Source organism: Prevotella conceptionensis 9403948, from assembly GCF_000312305.1.
GTDB lineage: Bacteria > Bacteroidota > Bacteroidia > Bacteroidales > Bacteroidaceae > Prevotella > Prevotella conceptionensis.
Genome location: NZ_HE999444.1, coordinates 396,386 through 416,883, shown reverse-complemented (window position 1 = coordinate 416,883; position 20,498 = coordinate 396,386). Strand labels below are relative to the sequence as shown.

Annotated in this window: 14 protein-coding genes; 4 read left to right on the top strand and 10 right to left on the bottom strand. The window is 46.3% G+C overall.

Annotated elements, in window-relative coordinates; genetic code table 11:
• Positions 1 to 463 precede the first annotated feature (463 nt).
• Positions 464 to 1,852, bottom strand: a complete 1,389-nt coding sequence (radA, locus tag BN93_RS03905) for a DNA repair protein RadA (protein WP_019187043.1) — start codon at positions 1,850 to 1,852, stop codon at positions 464 to 466.
• Positions 1,853 to 1,978: 126 nt separating this feature from the next.
• Here radA and BN93_RS03900 point away from each other — a divergent pair, with 126 nt between their 5' ends.
• The 4 genes from BN93_RS03900 to uvrA all read left to right on the top strand — a co-directional run bounded on the left by BN93_RS03900 (position 1,979) and on the right by uvrA (position 8,749).
• On the top strand, positions 1,979 to 2,887 hold the full coding sequence (locus tag BN93_RS03900) for an ABC transporter substrate-binding protein (RefSeq protein ID WP_019187041.1): 909 nt from the start codon (positions 1,979 to 1,981) through the stop codon (positions 2,885 to 2,887).
• Positions 2,884 to 5,139, top strand: a complete 2,256-nt coding sequence (locus tag BN93_RS03895) for a tetratricopeptide repeat protein (RefSeq protein WP_019187040.1) — start codon at positions 2,884 to 2,886, stop codon at positions 5,137 to 5,139. The genes BN93_RS03900 and BN93_RS03895 overlap by 4 nt, the downstream gene beginning before the upstream one ends.
• 1 nt (position 5,140) lies before the next feature.
• Positions 5,141 to 5,839: a gliding motility-associated C-terminal domain-containing protein gene (locus BN93_RS03890; RefSeq protein ID WP_019187039.1), complete on the top strand. Its 699-nt coding sequence runs from the start codon at positions 5,141 to 5,143 to the stop codon at positions 5,837 to 5,839.
• Positions 5,840 to 5,920: 81 nt separating this feature from the next.
• A complete protein-coding gene (uvrA, locus tag BN93_RS03885; RefSeq protein ID WP_019187038.1) occupies positions 5,921 to 8,749 on the top strand; it encodes an excinuclease ABC subunit UvrA in 2,829 nt (942 codons plus the stop codon).
• 204 nt (positions 8,750 to 8,953) lie between these two features.
• Here uvrA and BN93_RS03880 read toward each other — a convergent pair whose 3' ends face one another.
• The 9 genes from BN93_RS03880 to BN93_RS03840 form a co-directional block, all read right to left on the bottom strand.
• Positions 8,954 to 10,465, bottom strand: coding sequence for a hypothetical protein (locus tag BN93_RS03880; RefSeq protein ID WP_019187037.1), 1,512 nt, complete (start codon positions 10,463 to 10,465; stop codon positions 8,954 to 8,956).
• Positions 10,466 to 10,467: 2 nt separating this feature from the next.
• Positions 10,468 to 11,001, bottom strand: a complete 534-nt coding sequence (locus BN93_RS03875; RefSeq protein WP_157462650.1) for a hypothetical protein — start codon at positions 10,999 to 11,001, stop codon at positions 10,468 to 10,470.
• A gap of 491 nt (positions 11,002 to 11,492) precedes the next feature.
• Positions 11,493 to 11,819: a hypothetical protein gene (locus tag BN93_RS17880; RefSeq protein WP_198007489.1), complete on the bottom strand. Its 327-nt coding sequence runs from the start codon at positions 11,817 to 11,819 to the stop codon at positions 11,493 to 11,495.
• A gap of 1,008 nt (positions 11,820 to 12,827) precedes the next feature.
• Positions 12,828 to 13,418, bottom strand: a complete 591-nt coding sequence (locus BN93_RS03865; RefSeq protein ID WP_019187033.1) for a hypothetical protein — start codon at positions 13,416 to 13,418, stop codon at positions 12,828 to 12,830.
• 343 nt (positions 13,419 to 13,761) lie between these two features.
• Entirely contained in the window at positions 13,762 to 14,628 is an 867-nt protein-coding gene (locus tag BN93_RS03860) for a hypothetical protein (protein ID WP_019187032.1), read from the bottom strand.
• A gap of 174 nt (positions 14,629 to 14,802) precedes the next feature.
• Complete coding sequence (locus tag BN93_RS03855; RefSeq protein ID WP_009230129.1) at positions 14,803 to 16,944, bottom strand: peptidylprolyl isomerase; 2,142 nt, start codon at positions 16,942 to 16,944, stop codon at positions 14,803 to 14,805.
• A 177-nt stretch (positions 16,945 to 17,121) separates the two neighbouring features.
• Positions 17,122 to 18,396, bottom strand: coding sequence for a hemolysin family protein (locus BN93_RS03850; RefSeq protein ID WP_009230130.1), 1,275 nt, complete (start codon positions 18,394 to 18,396; stop codon positions 17,122 to 17,124).
• 70 nt (positions 18,397 to 18,466) lie between these two features.
• On the bottom strand, positions 18,467 to 19,117 hold the full coding sequence (gene lptC / locus BN93_RS03845; protein WP_044259718.1) for an LPS export ABC transporter periplasmic protein LptC: 651 nt from the start codon (positions 19,115 to 19,117) through the stop codon (positions 18,467 to 18,469).
• 27 nt (positions 19,118 to 19,144) lie between these two features.
• A complete protein-coding gene (locus tag BN93_RS03840; RefSeq protein WP_044259716.1) occupies positions 19,145 to 20,440 on the bottom strand; it encodes a membrane protein in 1,296 nt (431 codons plus the stop codon).
• Positions 20,441 to 20,498 lie beyond the last annotated feature (58 nt).

Below are 20,498 nucleotides of genomic sequence, written 5' to 3'. Positions count from 1 at the left end.
CAGCATCAAAACAAACCTTCGCGAGAATCGATTTTTTGCGGCAAGGTGGGCAATTGGTGAGGAGAAAGGGCACTCATAATGTTAAAAAACGTGCTGAAAGTTTTACAAACTTAGAGCTTGCAAACTATATTCTTTATATTGTATGCTCTACCAAGGGAAACAATGCGTAAACAACCGCAATGCGGTTGGCACAATTCCAACTACTATCTCAACGTTTTCGTTAAGCCAAATGAACAATGTCGAGCTTGCTCGGACATTGTCATGGCGAGAATTGGAAATCGCCAACACGGAGCTTTGGGCGAAGTGGAAAGGCAAAACGCACTTTTGAGGAACGAAAAAAGAACGTTTTATTCAGGCCAACATAGGCTTTTATTCCAAACCAACATGTCATGCCAAAGCTTTTTTACATTCGACATAACAGGTTGAAAAGACCATCAATAATCAAAATAACGTCGTTACAACCTTATCCAAACAAGATGCGCAATGCCTCTTCTACCTTACGGACGGGGTGCAGCTTGATGTGATAACGCGATGGGTCGATGCCCGAAAGGTTGTTTTTGGGTATCACCATATCGGTAAAGCCAAGCTTTTCGGCCTCGGCAATGCGTTGTTCTATGCGGTTCACGGGGCGCACTTCGCCACTAAGTCCCACCTCTCCTGCCATACACCACTCCTTATCAATGGGCGTATCTACATTGCTAGACAGCACGGCGGCAATGATACTAAGGTCCATTGCCAAGTCGGTTACGCGCAAACCACCGGCGATGTTCACAAAAACGTCTTTCTGTATAAGCTTAAAACCCACGCGTTTTTCAAGTACGGCCAAGAGCATGTTCAGTCGGCGTTGGTCGAAACCCGTGGTACTGCGTTGCGGTGTGCCGTAGGCGGCAGTCGAAACCAGGGCTTGCGTTTCCACCAAAAACGACCGTACACCCTCGATGGCGCAGCTAATGGCAATGCCCGAAAGCCCTTCGTGGTCGCGAGTGAGCAGTAGTTCGCTGGGATTAGACACAGGGCGGAGTCCATTTTGCTGCATTTCGTAGATGCCCAACTCGGAAGTAGAGCCAAAACGGTTCTTGATAGAGCGCAATATGCGGTACATATAATGCTGGTCGCCCTCAAATTGCAGCACTGTGTCTACAATATGCTCTAATATTTTGGGGCCAGCCAGCACCCCCTCTTTATTGATATGGCCAATGAGCAGCACAGGAACAGACGACGTTTTGGCATACCTAAGCAACGCCGAGGCACATTCGCGCACCTGAACGATACTTCCTGGCGAGCTGTCGATGGCTTCGCTCTCGATGGTTTGGATAGAATCCACGATAAGCAAGTCGGGCTTAACATCGTCTACCTGCATCAAAATCTTCTCCAACGCGTTTTCGCTCAGCACGATAACGTTGTCTGCCACGTTTTCTTCTATGCGATCGGCACGTATCTTCAGCTGATGCGTGCTCTCTTCGCCGCTAACGTAGAGTATTCGCTTTTCGGGCATTCGCAAAATGGTTTGCAACACTAGGGTACTCTTTCCAATGCCTGGCTCGCCACCAAGCAAAACGATAGAGCCACGCACTAGTCCGCCACCAAGTACGCGATTCAGTTCATCGTCGTGCAGGTCGATACGTGGTTCGTCTTTGGCTTGCACCTTCGAGATGGGCATGGGCGTGTTACGCGTGGACGAAGTGTTGCCAACTCCACCCGCTGTTAGCCGCTTCCCTCCTCCCGATACCGAAGGAGCTACGCGTATTTCCTTAAAGCTATTCCACTGCCCACAACTCGGACATTTGCCAATCCATTTCACCGACTCGTGTCCACAATTGTCGCAAACGTATGCTGTTTTATCTTTTGCCATGGTCTACAAAATTACTAAATCTTTTTTTCGCAACAAAATTATTGCTAAATTTGCAAGGATAAAACCTCACGAAGAGGCCGCCTTGAATACGGCAAACAAGGTATTTAACTGCAAACACCAATTATAATGACCCTATTTCACATTCGCACGCTCGCCTTGGCCACGCTAACCACGCTGCTCTTTGCCTGCAACGGCAAGGGCAATGCGCCGCAAAAGCAAAGCGAACGGCAAACGACAAACGACTCGACACTGCGAATTGCGGTGATGCCCACACTCGATTGCCTGCCGCTTTACGTGGCAGATGCAACGGGATTGTTCGGCGAAGAGCACCTCAACGTGCGATTAATGAAATACACGGCACAGATGGATTGCGACACAGCCATACTTAGAGGCAGGGTTCAGGGCGTGTTCACCGACTTGGTTCGTGCCCAACGCCTGCGCCAAAAGGGGGCCAATCTGCACGAAGTGGGTGCAACAAACCTGCATTGGCAGCTGATAAGTAACCGCAATGCGCGCATAAAGGACGTGCAACAACTAGGAGACAAGATGGTGGGCATGACCCGTTTCTCGGCAACCGACTTTCTTACTGCCGACCTCATCGACCGCAGTAAGCCCAAAAACGAGGTTTTCCGCATACAGGTTAACAATGTGTTTATCCGCTTGAAGATGCTCGTTGGCTACGAAATAGACGCCGCTTTCATGCCCGAACCGCAAGCCACTGTGGCCCGAATGGGCAAAAACAACGTACTGGCCGACACCAAAACGAAGGACATTAGGCTAGGCGTGGCCGTGTTCAGCATGGCCGCCAAAGACCAAAAGAAGGTGCGCCAAGCACTGCCTGCCTTTGTTAAGGCATACGATAGGGCGTGCGATTCGCTCAACATCAGGGGCATACAGCATTATGCCGACCTGCTGAAGACCCACTTCCAACTGAACGACGCTGCCGTAAAGGCACTGCCTAAAACAGCCTTTGCCAAGATGTCGGCCGTGAGAGAGAAAGACAGAAACGCCATTAAAGACTTTCCAACGCAATGAATAAAGACGACATTAACAACATAAGGTGGAATATTACGCCCGAAAAAGAGAGCATCCCCGGACTTATTCTCTTGTCGAAAGAACTAGGGGAGGCACTCAACAGGATGCGTAACGACATAAACAGCTCCGGACTAAGGAAGTTTTACGAACGTTTGGAAAGCATCGAGGAGGACTATCGCTTGATGAAAGACTTCATTAAGCGCGGTTTCGACGACCCCAAGCGCGAGGAAGTGTACAACAGTCTGCTTAAAAGGCTGTACCATCTGCACTGCGACGTGATGATAACGCACAGAAAGCAAAACACGACGGGCTTTAACTATTACTCGCCGTTCAACGTGGCCGCCATGTCGCTAGACGATATTAGGCAACGATTGGAAAGTTTCGTGCAAGACACCGCACTACTTTCGCTCGACCCATCGGCAACCAACAGCGAAAAGAAAAAGACTATATACGCAGAGCATCACGAACTGACGACAGCCCTGTTTTATCACCTGATGACCGACACGCATTGGAATGAAGAGACACAGAAGTTCTACCAAGAACTGCTGCTGTCGCCCACTATCGACAGCATGGATGCGCAGTTACTTGCCGCCGCCTTACTCTTAGCCTTGCTCTTAGCCTTCGATGCGCGTAAGTTTTCCACCCTACTCTACCTCTATCAGTACGCCACAGACCCGCAAGTAAAGCAACGCGCCTTGGTGGGATGGGCGCTTACGCTGCCAAAAATAGAGATAACGCTTTATCCCAACCTGGCCGAACAGCTGCACAAAACTGTCAGTTCGCAAGCCGTTCAGCGCGAATTGCTTGAACTACAATACCAAATAGTGTATTGCATCAACGCCGAAAAGGCCATGCAAGAAATACATCGCGACATTCTCCCCACAATGATGCGCGGCCAAAACATCGTCTTGGGCACTGAAACAGAAGAACAAAAGCTGCAAGACATCCTCAACCCCGATGCCGAGGAACGGGCAATGGAAGAGTTGGAGAAAAGCTATATGCGCATGATGGACATGCAACAAAAGGGCGTGGACGTGTATTTCGGGGGCTTTTCGCAAATGAAACGTTTCCCATTCTTCAATCGGGCCAGCAATTGGTTCGTGCCATACTACCCCGAACACCCCGAACTGAAACCCCTTGAAGGGCTAGACGAAACCCGTTTAGAGCAAAACATATTTGCGCACAGCTCGTTCTGCAACTCGGATAAGTATTCGTTGGAATTGGCTATGGCCATGATTGCCAACCAAATTCCTGCCGAACTGAAAAACGCCATCAATGCCAATGGCATCGAGATACAAGGCGATATGGACGTCGACAAAAGCAACCCGGCCTACATCAGGCGCATGTACTTGCAAGACTTGTACCGCTTTTTCTTCCTCAACAACATGAAAGAAGAGTTCGTCAACCCTTTCCGGGGCGGAGGAATTGTGATGCGCGGACTGTTTTTCGGCAACCAACTGCTGGCACAAGTGGGGCTGTCGTCGCAGTTCGTAACCTTTGGTAAGTTCCTTTATAAAAGAGGACTTTGGCAGCTGCTGCAACTATTTACCTCGATATACGAGTTAGACACCACCCTAACCAGCAACGAGTGGCTCTACTTTCGCGCCGTGGCAGCCATGCAAACAGGTAAGTACGGCGAGGCTAAAAGGCACTTCGCCGAACTGATGAACCGCTTGCCCGAAGACGACAAAGTGGCTCACGGCTATGTGGAAACATGCATCAGAAGCCACGATTTCGCCCAAGCAGAGCAGGTGTTAGAACGGTTACAGGGCAAAGGAAACATCTCGCCCGAACAAGAACTGTACCTTGCCAAGGGCTATGCCCGTACAGGAAAGGCCGAGAAAGCCATCGAACTGTTGTTCAAACTCAACTACGAGCACCCCGACAACACGGAAGTGAAACGCCAGTTGGCACTAACCCAACTGCAAGAGGGCAGAGCCGAAACCGCCATCGACCTGCTGAACAGCATTGTTTACAACAACAATGAAAGCGATACAAGAGACATTCTCTACCTGGCGGCCGCCCATTGGCTGGGCAACAACACGCAAAAGGCCATCGAACTGTTTGTGAACTTCCTCAAAAAAACAGGCGAAAAGCCCAGCGAAACCCGCTCTGGAATAGACGAGATATTGCATTTGCTGGACTCTATGGCCGAGAAATACAACCGTTCGGCCATAGACATAAGGATATTGACAGACATTGTGGCCGACGAAATGGAGGCAAACAACTCGCCAAACATTAATAACGATTAGGATGAAAACCATCATACGCACTACATTCACACTGCTTTTCGCGGCTATGGCAACCTTCGCCTTTGCCGACGGCGCACCAACCATCAGCCCCGTGGCCACATTCTTCACCCCAAACGGCGAAGAACAAAGCAGCGATTACCAAGGTTCGGCACCGCTTAGGGCACGATTTCAGGCCAACGTTGCCAATGCCGACGGCTGGAACGCGCACTACGAGTGGCGGTTTTACACCGACCCCAAACGCCAAACACCATATCTCTCGCGTTTTGAAAAGGACACCGAGGTGACGTTCACCGTGGCCGGCACCCATTATGTGGAGCTTTATGCCACCTTTGTGCAAGGCACAGACACCGTAGAATATACGCAAGAGTACTGGAAAACGGCCGACCCCATACGCGTTAGCATTGCCGAAAGCAAGCTGGAAATGCCCAATGCCTTTACACCCAACGGCGATGGCGTGAACGATGTGTACCGAGCAAAGCCCGGTTATCAGTCGCTTGTGGAGTTCAAGGCCTACATATTCAACCGCTGGGGGCAGAAAATATACGAATGGAAAGACCCTGCTGGCGGTTGGGATGGCAAGTTTAACGGACAAGATGTGAAAGAGGGCGTGTACTTTGTACAGGTTAATGCCAAAGGTGCCGACGGCAAAGTGTTTAACATCAAGAAAGACGTTAACCTGCTAAGAAGCTATATAGAATAATGTGCCCCTAAGACATGGGCCGGCTAAGGGCGACAAACAAAAAAGCACATCGCCCAACAATAATAACAACAGGACAACAAAATGCAAGACGAAAAGATAAATGTGTGGGGCGCGCGGGTGCACAATCTCAAAAACATAGATGTGGAAATACCGCGCAATAGCCTCACGGTCATCACCGGACTGTCGGGTTCGGGCAAGTCGTCGTTGGCCTTCGACACCATCTTTGCCGAAGGTCAACGTCGCTATATGGAGACGTTCTCTGCCTACGCACGCAACTTCTTGGGCAACATGGAGCGCCCCGACGTGGACAAGATAACAGGCCTAAGCCCCGTTATCAGCATCGAACAGAAAACAACCAACAAAAACCCATGCTCTACTGTAGGCACAACAACAGAGATTTACGACTATCTGCGACTGCTTTATGCACGCGCCGGCACTGCATATAGCTATGCTACGGGCGAAAAGATGGTGAAGTACACCGAGGAAAAGGTGATACAAATGATTTTGGAACGCTATGCCAACAAGCGCATCTACATTCTCGCGCCATTGGTTCACCAACGAAAAGGCCACTATCGAGAACTGTTTGAGAGCATGCGGCGAAAGGGGTATCTCTACATGCGCGTTGACGGCGAAATAACAGAGATTACCCGCGGCATGAAGGTAGACCGCTACAAAAACCACAATATAGAAGTGGTGATAGACAAGTTGAAGGTCCAAGGCAAGGACGACCAACGGCTAAAAAAGACCGTTGAGGTGGCCATGAAACAGGGCGACGGCGTTATTATGATTCTGGATAAGGACAACGACGAACTGAAAAGCTACTCTAAACGACTGATGGACCCCGTTACGGGCATCTCTTACCCCGAGCCTGCACCCAACAACTTCTCGTTCAACTCGCACGAAGGCGCATGCCCTAAGTGCAAGGGACTGGGTTATGTCAATGAGATCGACCTCAAAAAGGTTATCCCCGACACCAATAAAAGCATCTACGAAGGAGCTATCGCACCGTTGGGAAAGTATAAAAACCAAATGATTTTTTGGCAGATTGATGCCATTCTCAAAAAGTACGACTGCGAATTAAAGACCTCCATCAAGGATGTTCCTGCCGATGCACTCGACGAAATACTGTATGGTTCGATGGAAAGAGTGAAGATTGCAAAGGAACTCGTACACACTTCGAGCGACTTTTTCAGCACTTACGACGGCCTGATAAAGTATCTTAAAAGCGTGATGGACAACGACGATTCGGCCAGCAGTCAGAAATGGGCCGACCAATTCTTGGCTACATGCCAGTGTCCCGACTGCAAAGGGCAGAAACTAAAACGCGAATCGTTGGCGTATCGCGTGTGGGACAAGAACATTGCCGAGCTAGCCAGCATGGATATCAGCGACTTGAAGACGTGGTTAGACAACGTTGAAGAGCATCTTGACACCAAAGGGCGCAAGATTGCGGCCGAGATTGTGAAGGAAATACGAACGCGCGTGAGCTTTCTGCTCGAAGTGGGACTCGATTACCTCACGCTTAACCGCCAGTCGGTGTCGCTTTCGGGTGGCGAAAGCCAACGCATTAGGCTCGCCACACAGATTGGTTCGCAACTGGTTAACGTGCTTTACATCCTCGACGAGCCAAGCATTGGCCTGCATCAGCGCGATAACGAGCGGCTGATTGCCTCGCTTAAAGAACTGCGCGACCTTGGAAACACCGTCATCGTTGTGGAACACGACAAAGATATGATGCTGGCCGCCGACTACATCATAGACATCGGACCTAAGGCTGGCCGCAAAGGGGGCGAAGTGGTGTACCAAGGCACGCCCCAAAACATGCTGAAAGGCAACACCATCACCGCCAATTACCTTAACGGACAAATGAAAATAGATGTGCCCGCCCACAGACGAGCGGGCAATGGCAAAAGCATTTGGATACGCGGAGCCAAAGGCAACAACCTAAAAAACGTGGATGTGGAGATACCCTTGGGCAAACTGATTGTCGTTACGGGCGTAAGCGGCTCTGGAAAGTCGACGCTCATCAACGAAACACTGCAACCCATACTCTCGCAACACTTCTATCGCTCGCTGAAAAGACCCATGCCATACGATGATGTGGAGGGAATTGACAACGTTGACAAGGTAGTAAACGTAGACCAGTCGCCCCTGGGGCGCACGCCACGTTCTAATCCCGCAACCTACACGGGCGTTTTCAACGACATCCGCAACCTTTTCGTAAATCTTCCCGAGGCAATGATAAGGGGCTATAAGCCTGGTCGTTTCTCGTTTAACGTCAAGGGCGGCCGTTGCGAGGCCTGTTCGGGCAACGGATACAAAACCATTGAAATGAATGTACTGCCCGATGTGATGGTGCCTTGCGAGGTTTGCCACGGCAAACGCTATAACCGCGAAACGCTGGAAGTGAGATATAAGGGCAAGAGCATTGCCGATGTGCTGGACATGACCATCAACCAAGCGGTGGAATTTTTCGAAAACGTGCCCAACATCTTGCAGAAAATAAAGACCATTCAAGATGTGGGCTTAGGCTATATCAAACTGGGGCAACCCTCCACAACACTGTCGGGCGGCGAGAGTCAGCGTGTAAAGTTGGCCACCGAACTAAGCAAACGCGACACAGGAAAGACCATCTACATCCTCGACGAACCCACAACAGGACTGCACTTCGAGGATATTCGCATCCTAATGGACGTGTTACAGAAACTGGTAGACCGCGGCAACACGGTGCTAATCATCGAACACAACCTCGATGTGATTAAACTTGCCGACCATATCATCGACATGGGTCCCGAGGGTGGGCGCAACGGCGGCCTCCTTCTCTCGGCTGGCACACCCGAAGAGGTGGCCAAAAGCAAGGCAGGATTTACCCCCAAGTTCTTAAAACAAGAACTAGAAATGGGTAAATAAGCATAAAATTGCATTACATTTAAGGCTATTGGGGATAAGCAAATGGCAAACAAGCATGCCGTTTGCTTATCCACAATTCTTTTGAGTCTTTCTATTAAACAGCAACTATGCTACTTATTCAAATCAAAAGGTTATCTCAACAATATACACATGCAAGGTTCAGAAGTCATGAGCTTTCATTATTGAACACCAAAACTCATGCCTTTATAGATAACCAATTTGTCTAATTCCTATTACCCCCCTTCTTAACACCTTAATCATTGATGAACTGTATTGATTTATCTCATAACGGCCTGGTATATAAGTACTGAATGAACTTTCATGAGGGAGAAACTTCTCATATTCAAATAATGACAGGCCTAATTCCTTCAAGACTTCTTCAGGGAGTTTATAGTCTTGGTCTACAATGCCGAAGAAAGTACTTCCAGAAGAAACACAATATGAAAGTATCGCTTGGTCATACGCAAAAAAAGCAAAGGAGCCTACCATTGAACCCACAAAACTTCCAAGTAAGTAAGCAAATGGTAGCATGGGCAAGCAGCTTTGAAGAAGCGTTCCACCTCCTAAGCCACAAGCAGTAACAAACATGTTTCTTTGCAAATTATACGTAAAGTCATGTCGTGAAATACTACCTTTAGCTAACAAAAATGAATCTTTAAGTGTATTCATCACTACAACCGTCAATGCCCCTACAACTTCAGGGCTAACTGATTTAAGCGTTTCCCCCCATAACCCTGCGGTGCAAGATACAGTTACTGTTGCAGAAACAAAACCACGGATATATCCATCGGTAGACCCATCAAGGGCTGCAAAGCCGAGTGACTTGAGTTGCTGCTCATTAATTCCTCCTGTAGAAATAAGCTCATCAAGACACTTATAAATCTCTGGAGCAGTTTTAAGAACAAGTGAAATTGTTGCAGAAGTAAGCCCAGCTTTATTTCCCTGTTTAAGAACATGTTCAATCTTTATTAATTGCTCAGTGGAAAAACCATCTCTTGCTGCATCATATTCTCCCTTCTTAGCCTTTTCTGCTATATCGAGCAAGTGTTCTGTACTAACGGCATAAGACGTGGTTCCATCTGGAGCAATAATCATTGAAGTTAAATTTTCAAGAGTTTCCTGGTACCTTCTTACTTCATCAGGATTGGTAATCGTTCTGTTTGCTATTTGTTTTTTCAAATAAATTACTGCTTCTTTCAACTGGTCTGAAGGGAACAAACGCTTTTGACCTAAATAGATTGGGTCTGTTTTCAATACGACTAATGGATCTAATCCCTTTTCAGTAACAAACGTTTCAAATGTCAAATCAGCTCTCCCCGATGCAGCTCTATACTCTATGAACCTCTGAAAATGGCTTACAGACTGCGCTTTAGCAGAAGCTACTCCGTTAAATAAAGCCTTTAATCCATAATCTTCACCCCAATTCGTTGTTATATCAGCTGATGCATAGCCGTGATTTCTATCAACTATCGTACAATATTGAGATTCATTAATTGCAGCACTAATATTAAAACTTCCAGATGAACGAAACTCAAAAACATCACCTTTCAACTGTTTAATGCCTGTTTCAAATCCCTTAAACTTATTAATGTTAGATTGCAATTCATTACAAGCATCAGATACTTTGCCAACATAACCTGCCGCACTATGCACTCCATGTACAGCACCAACTATGTTGGAAAAAGATTCATATCCTCTTTCAAAAGATAACTTCATAACTACTTCAATTTACCAGCCACAAAAGATTTAAGATTATCTTTCGCAAACTTGTCAGTTGCCTTGTAAAGTAAGTACAGCTCTGCTTTCTTTTTCTTAGACATGTACTGCCATGCAGCTAATAATTGACCTATAGTTGTTGTACAAATTAGAGTTGTAACAACATATAACCATTTTTCGTTCAAACTAGCACTAAGCTGCCTTGCAACTTCAATAAAATCAACCTTTTCAACAAAAATACCCGCTACATTTCCCTGACTCTTGTATTTAGTGCCATTAGTTAACTTCTTTAATTGAAGTTGAGGATTTGATAAGTTTTCCTTTAACAATGACTTTGACAGAAAAAGAACATGGTTATCGTTACTCAGACTTGGTTCTTGACTAAGATACTGTTTCTCACTCCAAGCTGTACTACTGATAGACAGAGCGCGAGCCTTGTTCTTTATAGAGTTAGCTACAGGCTTAGTAAACTTATCATACACTACAATAAACTTGTATTCCACACGATATGAAGTTGGATTATCACTTGTAAACATAATATCTATACTATTAGTTTGTTATTGTTTTTCTCTTGTCATACTCAATGATCAATATCAACATCTTATTAAACTGAATCAAACCCACTCTAATAGTCAAGGTTGATTAGTTTATTATAAGTATTGCTGCTAAAATCAATGTATTATCAAAGCTATCTTATTTTAAGTTTGTGAATCTTCTGATATTCGCTACAAATATAATCAATATTTCAAACTATACGCCAATTTTATCAAAATAATTTGAGTAATTTGTTTATTGAGTTCACCTTGGCTTTTAATATTTCTACAAAGTGAGGGGTGCTTATTATCTTTGTGCCGTAAAACCAAGATAAACACTCCGCGCATGTACGAAGTACTGGACAAGTAAACGATAAAATCTGAAATTCTGCGCCTTTTGTCTGTGGCAGAACGTGGTTATACCTCAAAAAGGTTACTTGCGGAAGTTATTCAATGTATTTGCTATAAGTTGAAAACTGGTTGCCAATGGCTGGTTATTTCTGTGTTTGCATGATGCCGTCTCCGTTGACCGTGGGCAGCATGCCCTGCAACTGCTCGCGTTGGCGGTTGTAAGCGTACATGCTTTCCGTCGCCGTTGCCTTTGCATGTGTACGCAGCATAATCTGTTTTGTCTTATTTTTAGTAAGAAATTTAACATTATGAGTGCAGTTTTCGCCAACAATCGTCCACCTTGCCGCAAAAAATCGATTCTCGCGAAGGTTCGTTTTGATGCAAAAAGGGGTTAGTTGTACATGCCAGCAAAATGAATTTTTATTTAAACCGACCGCCACTAACACCCGTTTTTTGGCGATTTGCAGCAAAATATAGTGCGTTTTGCTGCTAAACGCAGTGCAATATGCCGCTAAACGCAATGCGTTTTGATGCTAAATGCAGTGCGTTTTGGTGCTAAATGCAAGGTAAAATGGTGCTAAATACAGGGCAAAATGCTGCTAAATGAAAGGTGAAAAGCATAAAAATACACCGCAAATGTATAAACAAAACCTTTTAGAACCATTAAAAACATGGCTGGAAAGGGCAAAATAGACACTAAAAAGTGGCATTTCAGGGGCTAAAAGTGTTTTTTTGGGCGTGAGAAATAATGAGTTGGCAAGCAATCTAGAAAGGCAAAATGGTGCAAAATGCAGGTTTTGTCCTTAAAAATAGACAAAACGAGATGCTTGAAAAGCTAGAAATAGTGGCTTTTTACCTACTTTTTAACCTGTTTTTTCGCTAGAACGAAGTGAAAAACAAAGAGTGATTGTAAAATAAAAGACAACAATTTAAGATTTTGAGTTGATGGGTCTTTGGCTTTGCAAGTTGATGAATTGATGTATTAGGGTGTTGTTGTTTTTTTGTGGGATTATAAGCCTGTGAGTTGGTTTGTCCACCTCTTCGTATATGATAGGAGCGTTTATCTCGGTTTTACGGCACAAAGACAATAAACTTCTCGTATTTTATAGAAATATTAAAAGTCAAAACGGCCTTATTGTGTAAGACACAATGACTTAAATTAGAAAGTTGATAATGTGGTTAACATACTAACGAGGTAATGTACGTTAGGCGAGTTATCTTTACGCCAAACCACAGTTTTGGTAATATTAATGCTCGTTTGACGATGGAACAACGAAGAAAATCCAAGCAAATACGAAAAAAATGATGTCGCCCAATAAAAACACTAACTTATCAAAGGCATTATCATGGTGTATGAGAGAGACATTGATAAGAACATGGAAAGAACTTCTCAAAAACGACACAAAAACGTTATTGCATCGTGTTCTAACATAAACGGAAACTGTCACATTCTAGAAGTAAGTGTCAAACGAGCGGTCTTACGAAACTGCATTCAAAGAGAAACGTATCACCTTCTTTTCTGTAAGGTCGACCAACACTCTGCCAAAATGCTTTCCACCGTCATGCGGGAGGCTGTAAACACGTTGAAGGTAAGCACTCACACTTTCCCCATAGTTCACATAAACAAAAGCAAGCAAGTTTATTTCCACAATTAGATGCCCCTTTTGCTCATACCCAAGGTACTGCTTATAATAATGTGTCAGAGGTAAGGGCTTTATGTTCTCCATTACGTCGCACCCCTCTTTCCCCGTTTTCGCGCTCGCCTTAGGATCGGCAACGAGGTGGTTTCCCCCATTCTCCACATATTTTTCCAATATTTTTTTGGCCATTTTCATTTCATCAACCGATAATTGATAAGGTTTCTTATCTTTCCCAAACTCCTCATAAAACGCTTCTAATGACAGGATAAAGTCAAGAGAATCTTTATTGTCGTTAATGGCTTTGTAAAGTACACGAGGGTAAAGTTTCGCTTGTTCACGATCAAAAGTGCGAGGCTTACCAGTATGAGCGCATCCAGCAGCTACAACAAGAGCAACTATCGCTAAAACAAAAGCTTTCATCGCATTCATATAGAATGGTATTATATGGTATTACACTTAAAGATGCCGACAGCTAAATTTCTATTGCCAAAGCATAAAGAATGCTTGTTGGACTAAAAGCAAGAGGAAAGCGGTATTGCAAAGCCTTTCTCACGCAAGCATGTATTATTGTGATGTAAGTAACATGGCATAAGCAGTGAAAAGCACTTGCAATGGTTTTATAAATTCGATGGCATTTTGGCACAGCTACCTGTAAGTAGAACATGATAAGTGCGTTTACACGCTAGCTGCACCCAACAAGCAAGTGTGTAACGCACTTATCGTTATTTTGTATAGCCATGCCTATGCTACATAGAGCAAGACAAGCGGCGTGTTATCCCTTCTTTTTCTTGGCTCCTTTCATCCAAAGATACAGAAGGAGGAGCAGGAAAACGGCAAGGATGGAAGACAACTCGAAGACGTAATGTTGGGGTTCGGTCCAAAACTCCTTAAAGAAATTGATACGTCCCAATATCTCAACGGGCGTCCAAAAGACGATAACCGTGGCGATGGCCATGCGGATGTTGGCTCCCCATGAGGCCAAATACAACTGGCGCTTGAACATGAAAAGCGAGCCAACAAGGCAGCCTAGACCAACGAGGAAGGTAACGGGATGGTGGTCGCCAAGGAAATTCTTGTCGTAACAGAACATCAAAAGCAGATAACAACCCCAAAGCATCATGTTTACTTCCATAAAGGTAACGATGCTGGTGTGTCGTGTCATGGGCTGTGCAACGATTACTTTGCGCTGGTTGCGGAAACAAACCTTTTGTATCCAGGTGATGAAATCGCAACCGTTGCGCGTACTGAAAATGTACATCACCATCACCATCATCCACAAGCCAAAGGATGCAGGCATGATGAGATATTCGGGTTTGGTAACAACTTCGCCATTCTCTATTTCGGGCTGAACACCATAACGGCGAGCATAATAAAGGAAAAGGAACTCTACCCAACCTGTCCAAAAGAGCAGGCCACCTATCAAACCCCAAATGGTTTGTCGCGTATCGCCCTTAACGAACACGCCAACAATAACCATAACAAGGCCAACAAGCCCCAAAAGGAAACCTGCAACGTGCATGACAGAAGGATTCATGGTATGCTCCATGATAATCATCAGCGCATGACCCAAGGGCATGGAAAACAGCACAACTAGGAAAGAGGCGAGCGTGCGCCAAAGATAGATTTCTTTTGTTTTCATTGTTTATAAAGTAAAAAATGGCCCCGAAACATGTTCGGAGCCATTGGGTTGATTGTTACTCGCTACTGTGTGCATCGCGTTGACACACAACAGCGCGATTATATCGCAGGGTATAAAAGCTGTTTGGGTTATTAAAACAACTTAACGGCTTTTGCCCCCGTTTGTAGCAATGATTTAGAAGAACAAATAGCGGTTGTCTACAACCTTGCCGTTGATGTACAGCTGGTTCATGAAGTTGCCCGCATATTGCATGGCACGCTGACGGAGGCGCATTTCGGTTTCCTTAGCGTTGAACTTCACGGGGCGCATGGTGCGACCTGTTACTTGGAACATGTAAACACCGGCGTTACCCTTAACAGGAGTCTTATCGAAAGCACCCTTGGCAGTGGCTGCAACGGCACCGCTAAGTGCTGGTTCGCTTGCGCCTGTTGCGGTAAGGAACACGGGCGAAGCAAAAGTAACCTGGTTAACGGGTGTTACTACCGCACCTTTTGCCTTTGCTGCGGCAATGCTTGTTACGCCATTGAGCTTAGCCAAAATCTGTTCGGCCTTCTTATCCTTTATCACTTCGGCCTTCACCATCTCTTTCACTTGGGAGTCGGTAAGGCTACGATAGCCCATAGGATTGATGTGATCGAGAATTACAAGCAGCAAGTGGTTGTTGTCGCCACACTCGTAAAGGGGCGATACGCTGCCTTCCTTAGCATCGAAGAGCCATTTCAATGCCTCGCGCGTACTGCGTATGCCAGCCAAATTGTGCTGAGAGGTGGTAACGTCCTTAGCCTCTTGCAGGCGATAGCCATTCTTTACGGCATTCTTCACCACGGCATCGGCTGTGGCATTGGCACTAACGAAAGAGCTGAACTGATTGTAAGCCTTGCGATAGGTTTCTTTCGAGAAGTCGATGGTGCGCTTTACCACGGCTGCTTGGTACTTGGTAACCATGCCTTTGCGGTTGAGCACCTGCAAAATGATGTTGCCTTGCGCCAAGGTGATGTTCTTAATGTCGTTCACACCCATCGTGTTCAGACTGTTGATATAGTCTTTTGTGTCTTTATCCATCGAGGGTGCCATTTGGTATTGACGTGTGGTCATCCATGTTTTCTCGCCAGTTTGTCCGTATTTCTTGGCCAATGCCTCGAAGTCGGCACCGTTGGTGAGGGCGGTGTAGATAGAGTCTGCGGTTTTGTGTGCAGCCTCTGGCGTTGCACCACCCACTTGGATTTGGCGGTATTCAACAGAATCGGGCAGCTGAACCTTGGCAACAAGCTTAACCAGGTTGAGCGTATTGTCTTGCTTATTCTCAACAGGACCATACACCGAGCCTACACTCATCGAGTCGAGACGTGCTGCGATGTCGCTTGGATAAGCGTCTTTGCCAACGGGCAAGCCCAAATAGTTTACGAGCGACGAGCTCTTGCGTACCACGTTAGTTGGGTCGGCAGCCTCGGTCAGTTCCTTCGTGTAGTCGGCAAACTGCTTTTTCAAGCCAGCCTTGTCCTCAGGAGACGCCTCTACCTGTATGTCGATGTACTTGATGTCGCGCGTTTCAACATATTGCTTAAAGCGCGGTTTCAGCTCTTCGTATTTGGCTTTGAGGTCTGATTCGGAAACTTGTACCTTGCTGTCTTCGATGCTCGAATAAGGGAAAGCGGCCAACTGTATTTGGCTTTCTTCGTTCTCTTCCTTGAAAGCCATCTTAGCCTCAACGGGATTAGAGAGCAGGCAGTGAGCCAGCAGGCTCTGATATTTTTGTGCAAGTAGCTGTGTGCGCAGCTGTTTTTCGATAAATGTCCAAAACTTGTAGATGGATTCGTATTGTTGGGCCATCTGGGGATTGGTTGTTTGTTGGTTCTTGTATTCAGCCAAGAACTTCTTAAGCGAGCTTGCATCGAAACGCCCCGTCTGTTGATTAACAAAGGGTGTCTGCATCAGCATGGGATTGGTTCCTTGGTTCAAGACGTTTTGCATCTCTTGGTCGGTAACGGTGAGCCCCAACTCTTTGGCTTCCTTCTCAACGAGCTTGTTTTGCACATAGCTAGTCCACACCATGTCCTTCACTTGGTTAAGTTGCTCGTCGTTCAGGTTATCCTGTCCTTGTTGCATTTTGATAGCCTCGGCGTACTCGTCAACCATCTTTTGGAATTCTTGAACGCTGATTTTCTCGCCATTCACCTCGCCAACCTGTTGTCGTTGGTTGTTGCGTGTGGCCTCGCAAGAACGGAATGCCTCTTCGGCAATAAATGCCAACAAGCCAAGACCAATGATTCCGATGAGAATCATGCCACGGCTTCTAATTTTTCCTAATACTGCCATTATTATTTTAGTTGTTTAATTTATTATTCGAGCTTTGGTTGGGGCGAGCCCCAAGCTGTCATCACGCCGTAGACGCTTGCATGGCAAAAGCAATTGGCTAGGGCTAATGAGCTTTAAAATGCGCACAAAAATACGAAAAAGAAATGATATTCTTTAACGTTTCGTGCAAAAAGTGCTTTATTGATGCACTTTTAGTTTCACGAGTTCGATTTTATTCATCGTGTTTTTGAGAATGCGAAACTGGTAGGGACCAATGTTCACCTCCTCGTTTATCTTCGGGAAACTCTGATAATGGTGCAAAATAAGTCCGCCGATGGTCATGTAATCATCGCTTTCGGGCAGGGCTAAGTCGAACATATTGTTCACCTTATCAATCTCCAAGCGGGCGGACAGCACATAATCGCCTTCTGCTGTTTGCTTGGCCACATACTTTTGGTTGTCGTGTTCGTCTTCGATGTCGCCGAATATCTCTTCAACGATGTCTTCGAGCGAAACAATTCCGCTGGTTCCGCCAAACTCGTCGACCACAACTCCTAAGCTACGTTTCTGCATCAAGAACGTTTGCATCAGCTTTTGGGCCGCCATCGTTTCGGGAACGAATGGCATTTTGCGGATGTGCTGTTTCCATTGGTCGGGATTACGAAACAGTTCGGAGGAGTGTATATAGCCAACGATGTGGTCGATGTCTTCTTGATAGACGATGAGTTTAGAGTTTCCGCTTTCGATAAACTTCTGAGTAAGCTCGTCGATGGTGCAGTCGTTGAGGTCTACCGAATTGATTTCGGTTCGCGGCACCATGCAATCGCGCACCTTGGTATCTCTAAATTCCAAGGCGTTTTGAAAGATTTTCACCTCATCGTTGATGTCATCTTCGTTCTTGGCACTGTCTAAACTGCTCTGTACGAGGTAGTCTAAGTCGGTCTTTGAAAAGAGAATGTTCTCGTTTTCCTTCTCAATCCTTACGCCAAAGATACGCATAAGCACGCGTGCCAGAAACGTTGAGAACCGACTGAAAGGCCAAAGCAGCAAGTAACAGAGGTAAGCCGGCACGGCGAAAAAAGAAAACAGCCTGTTGGGATTGCTCTTAAAGAAGGTCTTTGGCAGAAATTCGCCCGTAAAAAGCACGATAAGCGTTGAGAGGATGGTATCGGCCGGCACGGTGAAACTGGCATCCATGCCGCGAAAGATGGTATTGTCGAAGAATTTAGCGATAAGTATACCATATACCACAAGCGCGATGTTGTTACCCACAAGCATTGTACTTACAAAGTTGTTGGGATTTTTATAGAAGATGGCCTGAACCTTTTGCGAAAGGCCGTTGCGTTCCTTGTCCATCTCAACAAGCATGCGGTTGCTGGTGACAAAGGCTATTTCCATGCCCGAAAAGAACGCGGAAAACACCATCGTGACGATTATTCCGAGTACAAGGCTTATACTAATAGGGTCGTCCATATAGAACTTAGAGTTGTCTTTTTGTTATGGTTTGATGTGTTGAGCCGTGCGTTGGCGCAGGCTATGACTACTAACCACCCAACTTGCGCTGGGGCATGGCCGAGGGGCGAATGGTTTCTTTGAGGGTATCGGGTGCGGAACTGAGGCTGTCGTTCTTGCCGGCGATGTCGGTTCGTGCAAACGAGCCCTTCGAGTTAGACACGTAATACTTAGTCATACGCTCGTCGCTACGGAAGTAATTGCCCTGCAACTGGCGGTCGGGAGTGATAAGTCGGGAGAACTTATTGGAGTAAAGCTCGTGTCTGTTCTCATCACGAAACAGCTCTTCACTATAAAAGCGCACGCCGTCTTTGGTTTTTACGCGCACTCTTCCACGCAGTTCCCATAGGCGTTGTTGGTCGTAATAGTAGGCCGTATCGCACTGAATGTAGAGTTGCACATGAAAGTTTTCGTCGAATTCTTCGAGAAAAACGCCCTTATCGAAGGTCCAACGTGGTGGGTTCTTCACTTGGTTCACCTCGTATCGCTCTGTAACGATGCGGTATTTCACCACACCAGAGTCAGAAATAAGCGTATTTACGCCATAAGTTACCATCGTTGGCACCGAGTCTTTGGGGTTTACCGCAGGTGCGGTATGCTCCACCGCCTGTTCGCAAGCGGTCAATGCCACGATGCAACACAGCATAAACGCTAAGCCCGAAGTTCTTAACAAGGTGTACATGCGCAGTTTATTTTTACGATAAAGGGCTTATTCCAACTTCCATTTCTTGAACCATAGTTCGTTGAAAGTTAGCCCCACGTTGATGCGGAACACATTCTCCTGAATATAGTTCTTTGCTGTTGAACGCACCCATTGTGCGCTAACGTTGAGGAACGAGCGGTTGTTGTATGGGTTGATGATGGGAATGCCAAAGCCAATGCTGGCACTCATCTCCGTTGGACCATCGTTGCCGTACACCTTTATATAAGGAGTGGCGTAGGAAACACCTGCGCGATAGTGTATGCGATTGAAGAAATTGCGACTAAATGGCGCAGGACAGAAGTCGCCGCCAAGGGTTAACTTGTGCCTGTCGGTAAGCATATTGTCGCGTAAGGCAAAGCTAGAAACACCCCCATTGGTTTCGTAACTGGGGAATTTCACAGTCGACCACTGTTGCAAAGTGTAGTCTGCGCCCACCTTCCATTTGCCGTTGTGGTCCCACATAAGCCCCACACCGAAGAAGTTCGGCAAGTTTAAGTCGAAGTTTCCGCCATAAGAGGTGGTGTCCGACACGTTCGTTTGCGAGTTGGTAAGTATCTCTTGCAATTTGGGTTTGCCGCCAATCTTGTGCGTAGGACTAAACGTTAAGCCCAAGTTGATGTTGTCTTTAGACGACACTTTGGCTGTGTACTGCACGCCGAAGTCTACCTTATAACTTCGGATATCCATCGTGTACTGATGCACGAGGTTGTTGACGGAGCCGTCGCTGTAACTGTTGATGAGCCTGCGATCGTAATCTCCCCACATGTAAGACATGTTAGCACCCAAGGCCAAGCCCTTAATGGGTTCCCAACCAATGCCCAAATAAGCTTGGCGCACGCCGCCCGTACCCGTGTAGGTGTTGGTTAATATGGTAGCATCCGGCTGATCTGTCAATGCCTGAGCGGCCGAATACTGATACCCCACGTTTGTGAAAGGTATCAAACCAAAGCTCAATCCCAGCCTACGGGCGGCCTTAAAGCCTGCAACCACATATTCTATATTGGCGTTTTTAGCGTTACGCTTCACACCTTTCTCCGAGAAATTGGTGAGTTGCAACGATATGCCGGCATCGAAAAGGAATGTAAGCGTATCCAGTCGAGCATAAGATGCGGGGTTAAGGTAGTTCACCTGATTGCCTTCATGGAAACCTAATCCCAGTCCATTCATGCCTCGGTTAAATCCGCTGGACTGCTCGGAGAGCACACCTAAACCGAACTGACTATAAGGAGAATTAGTTCCACTCTGCGCAAAAGCCGCCATACTGACAGTAGACGCCAAGACAATGCCTATTACTTTCTTCATTATGAGTTATATGTTTATTGCGGAGCTGGGGGCTCCATTTATCCGTTTTTAAATGTGG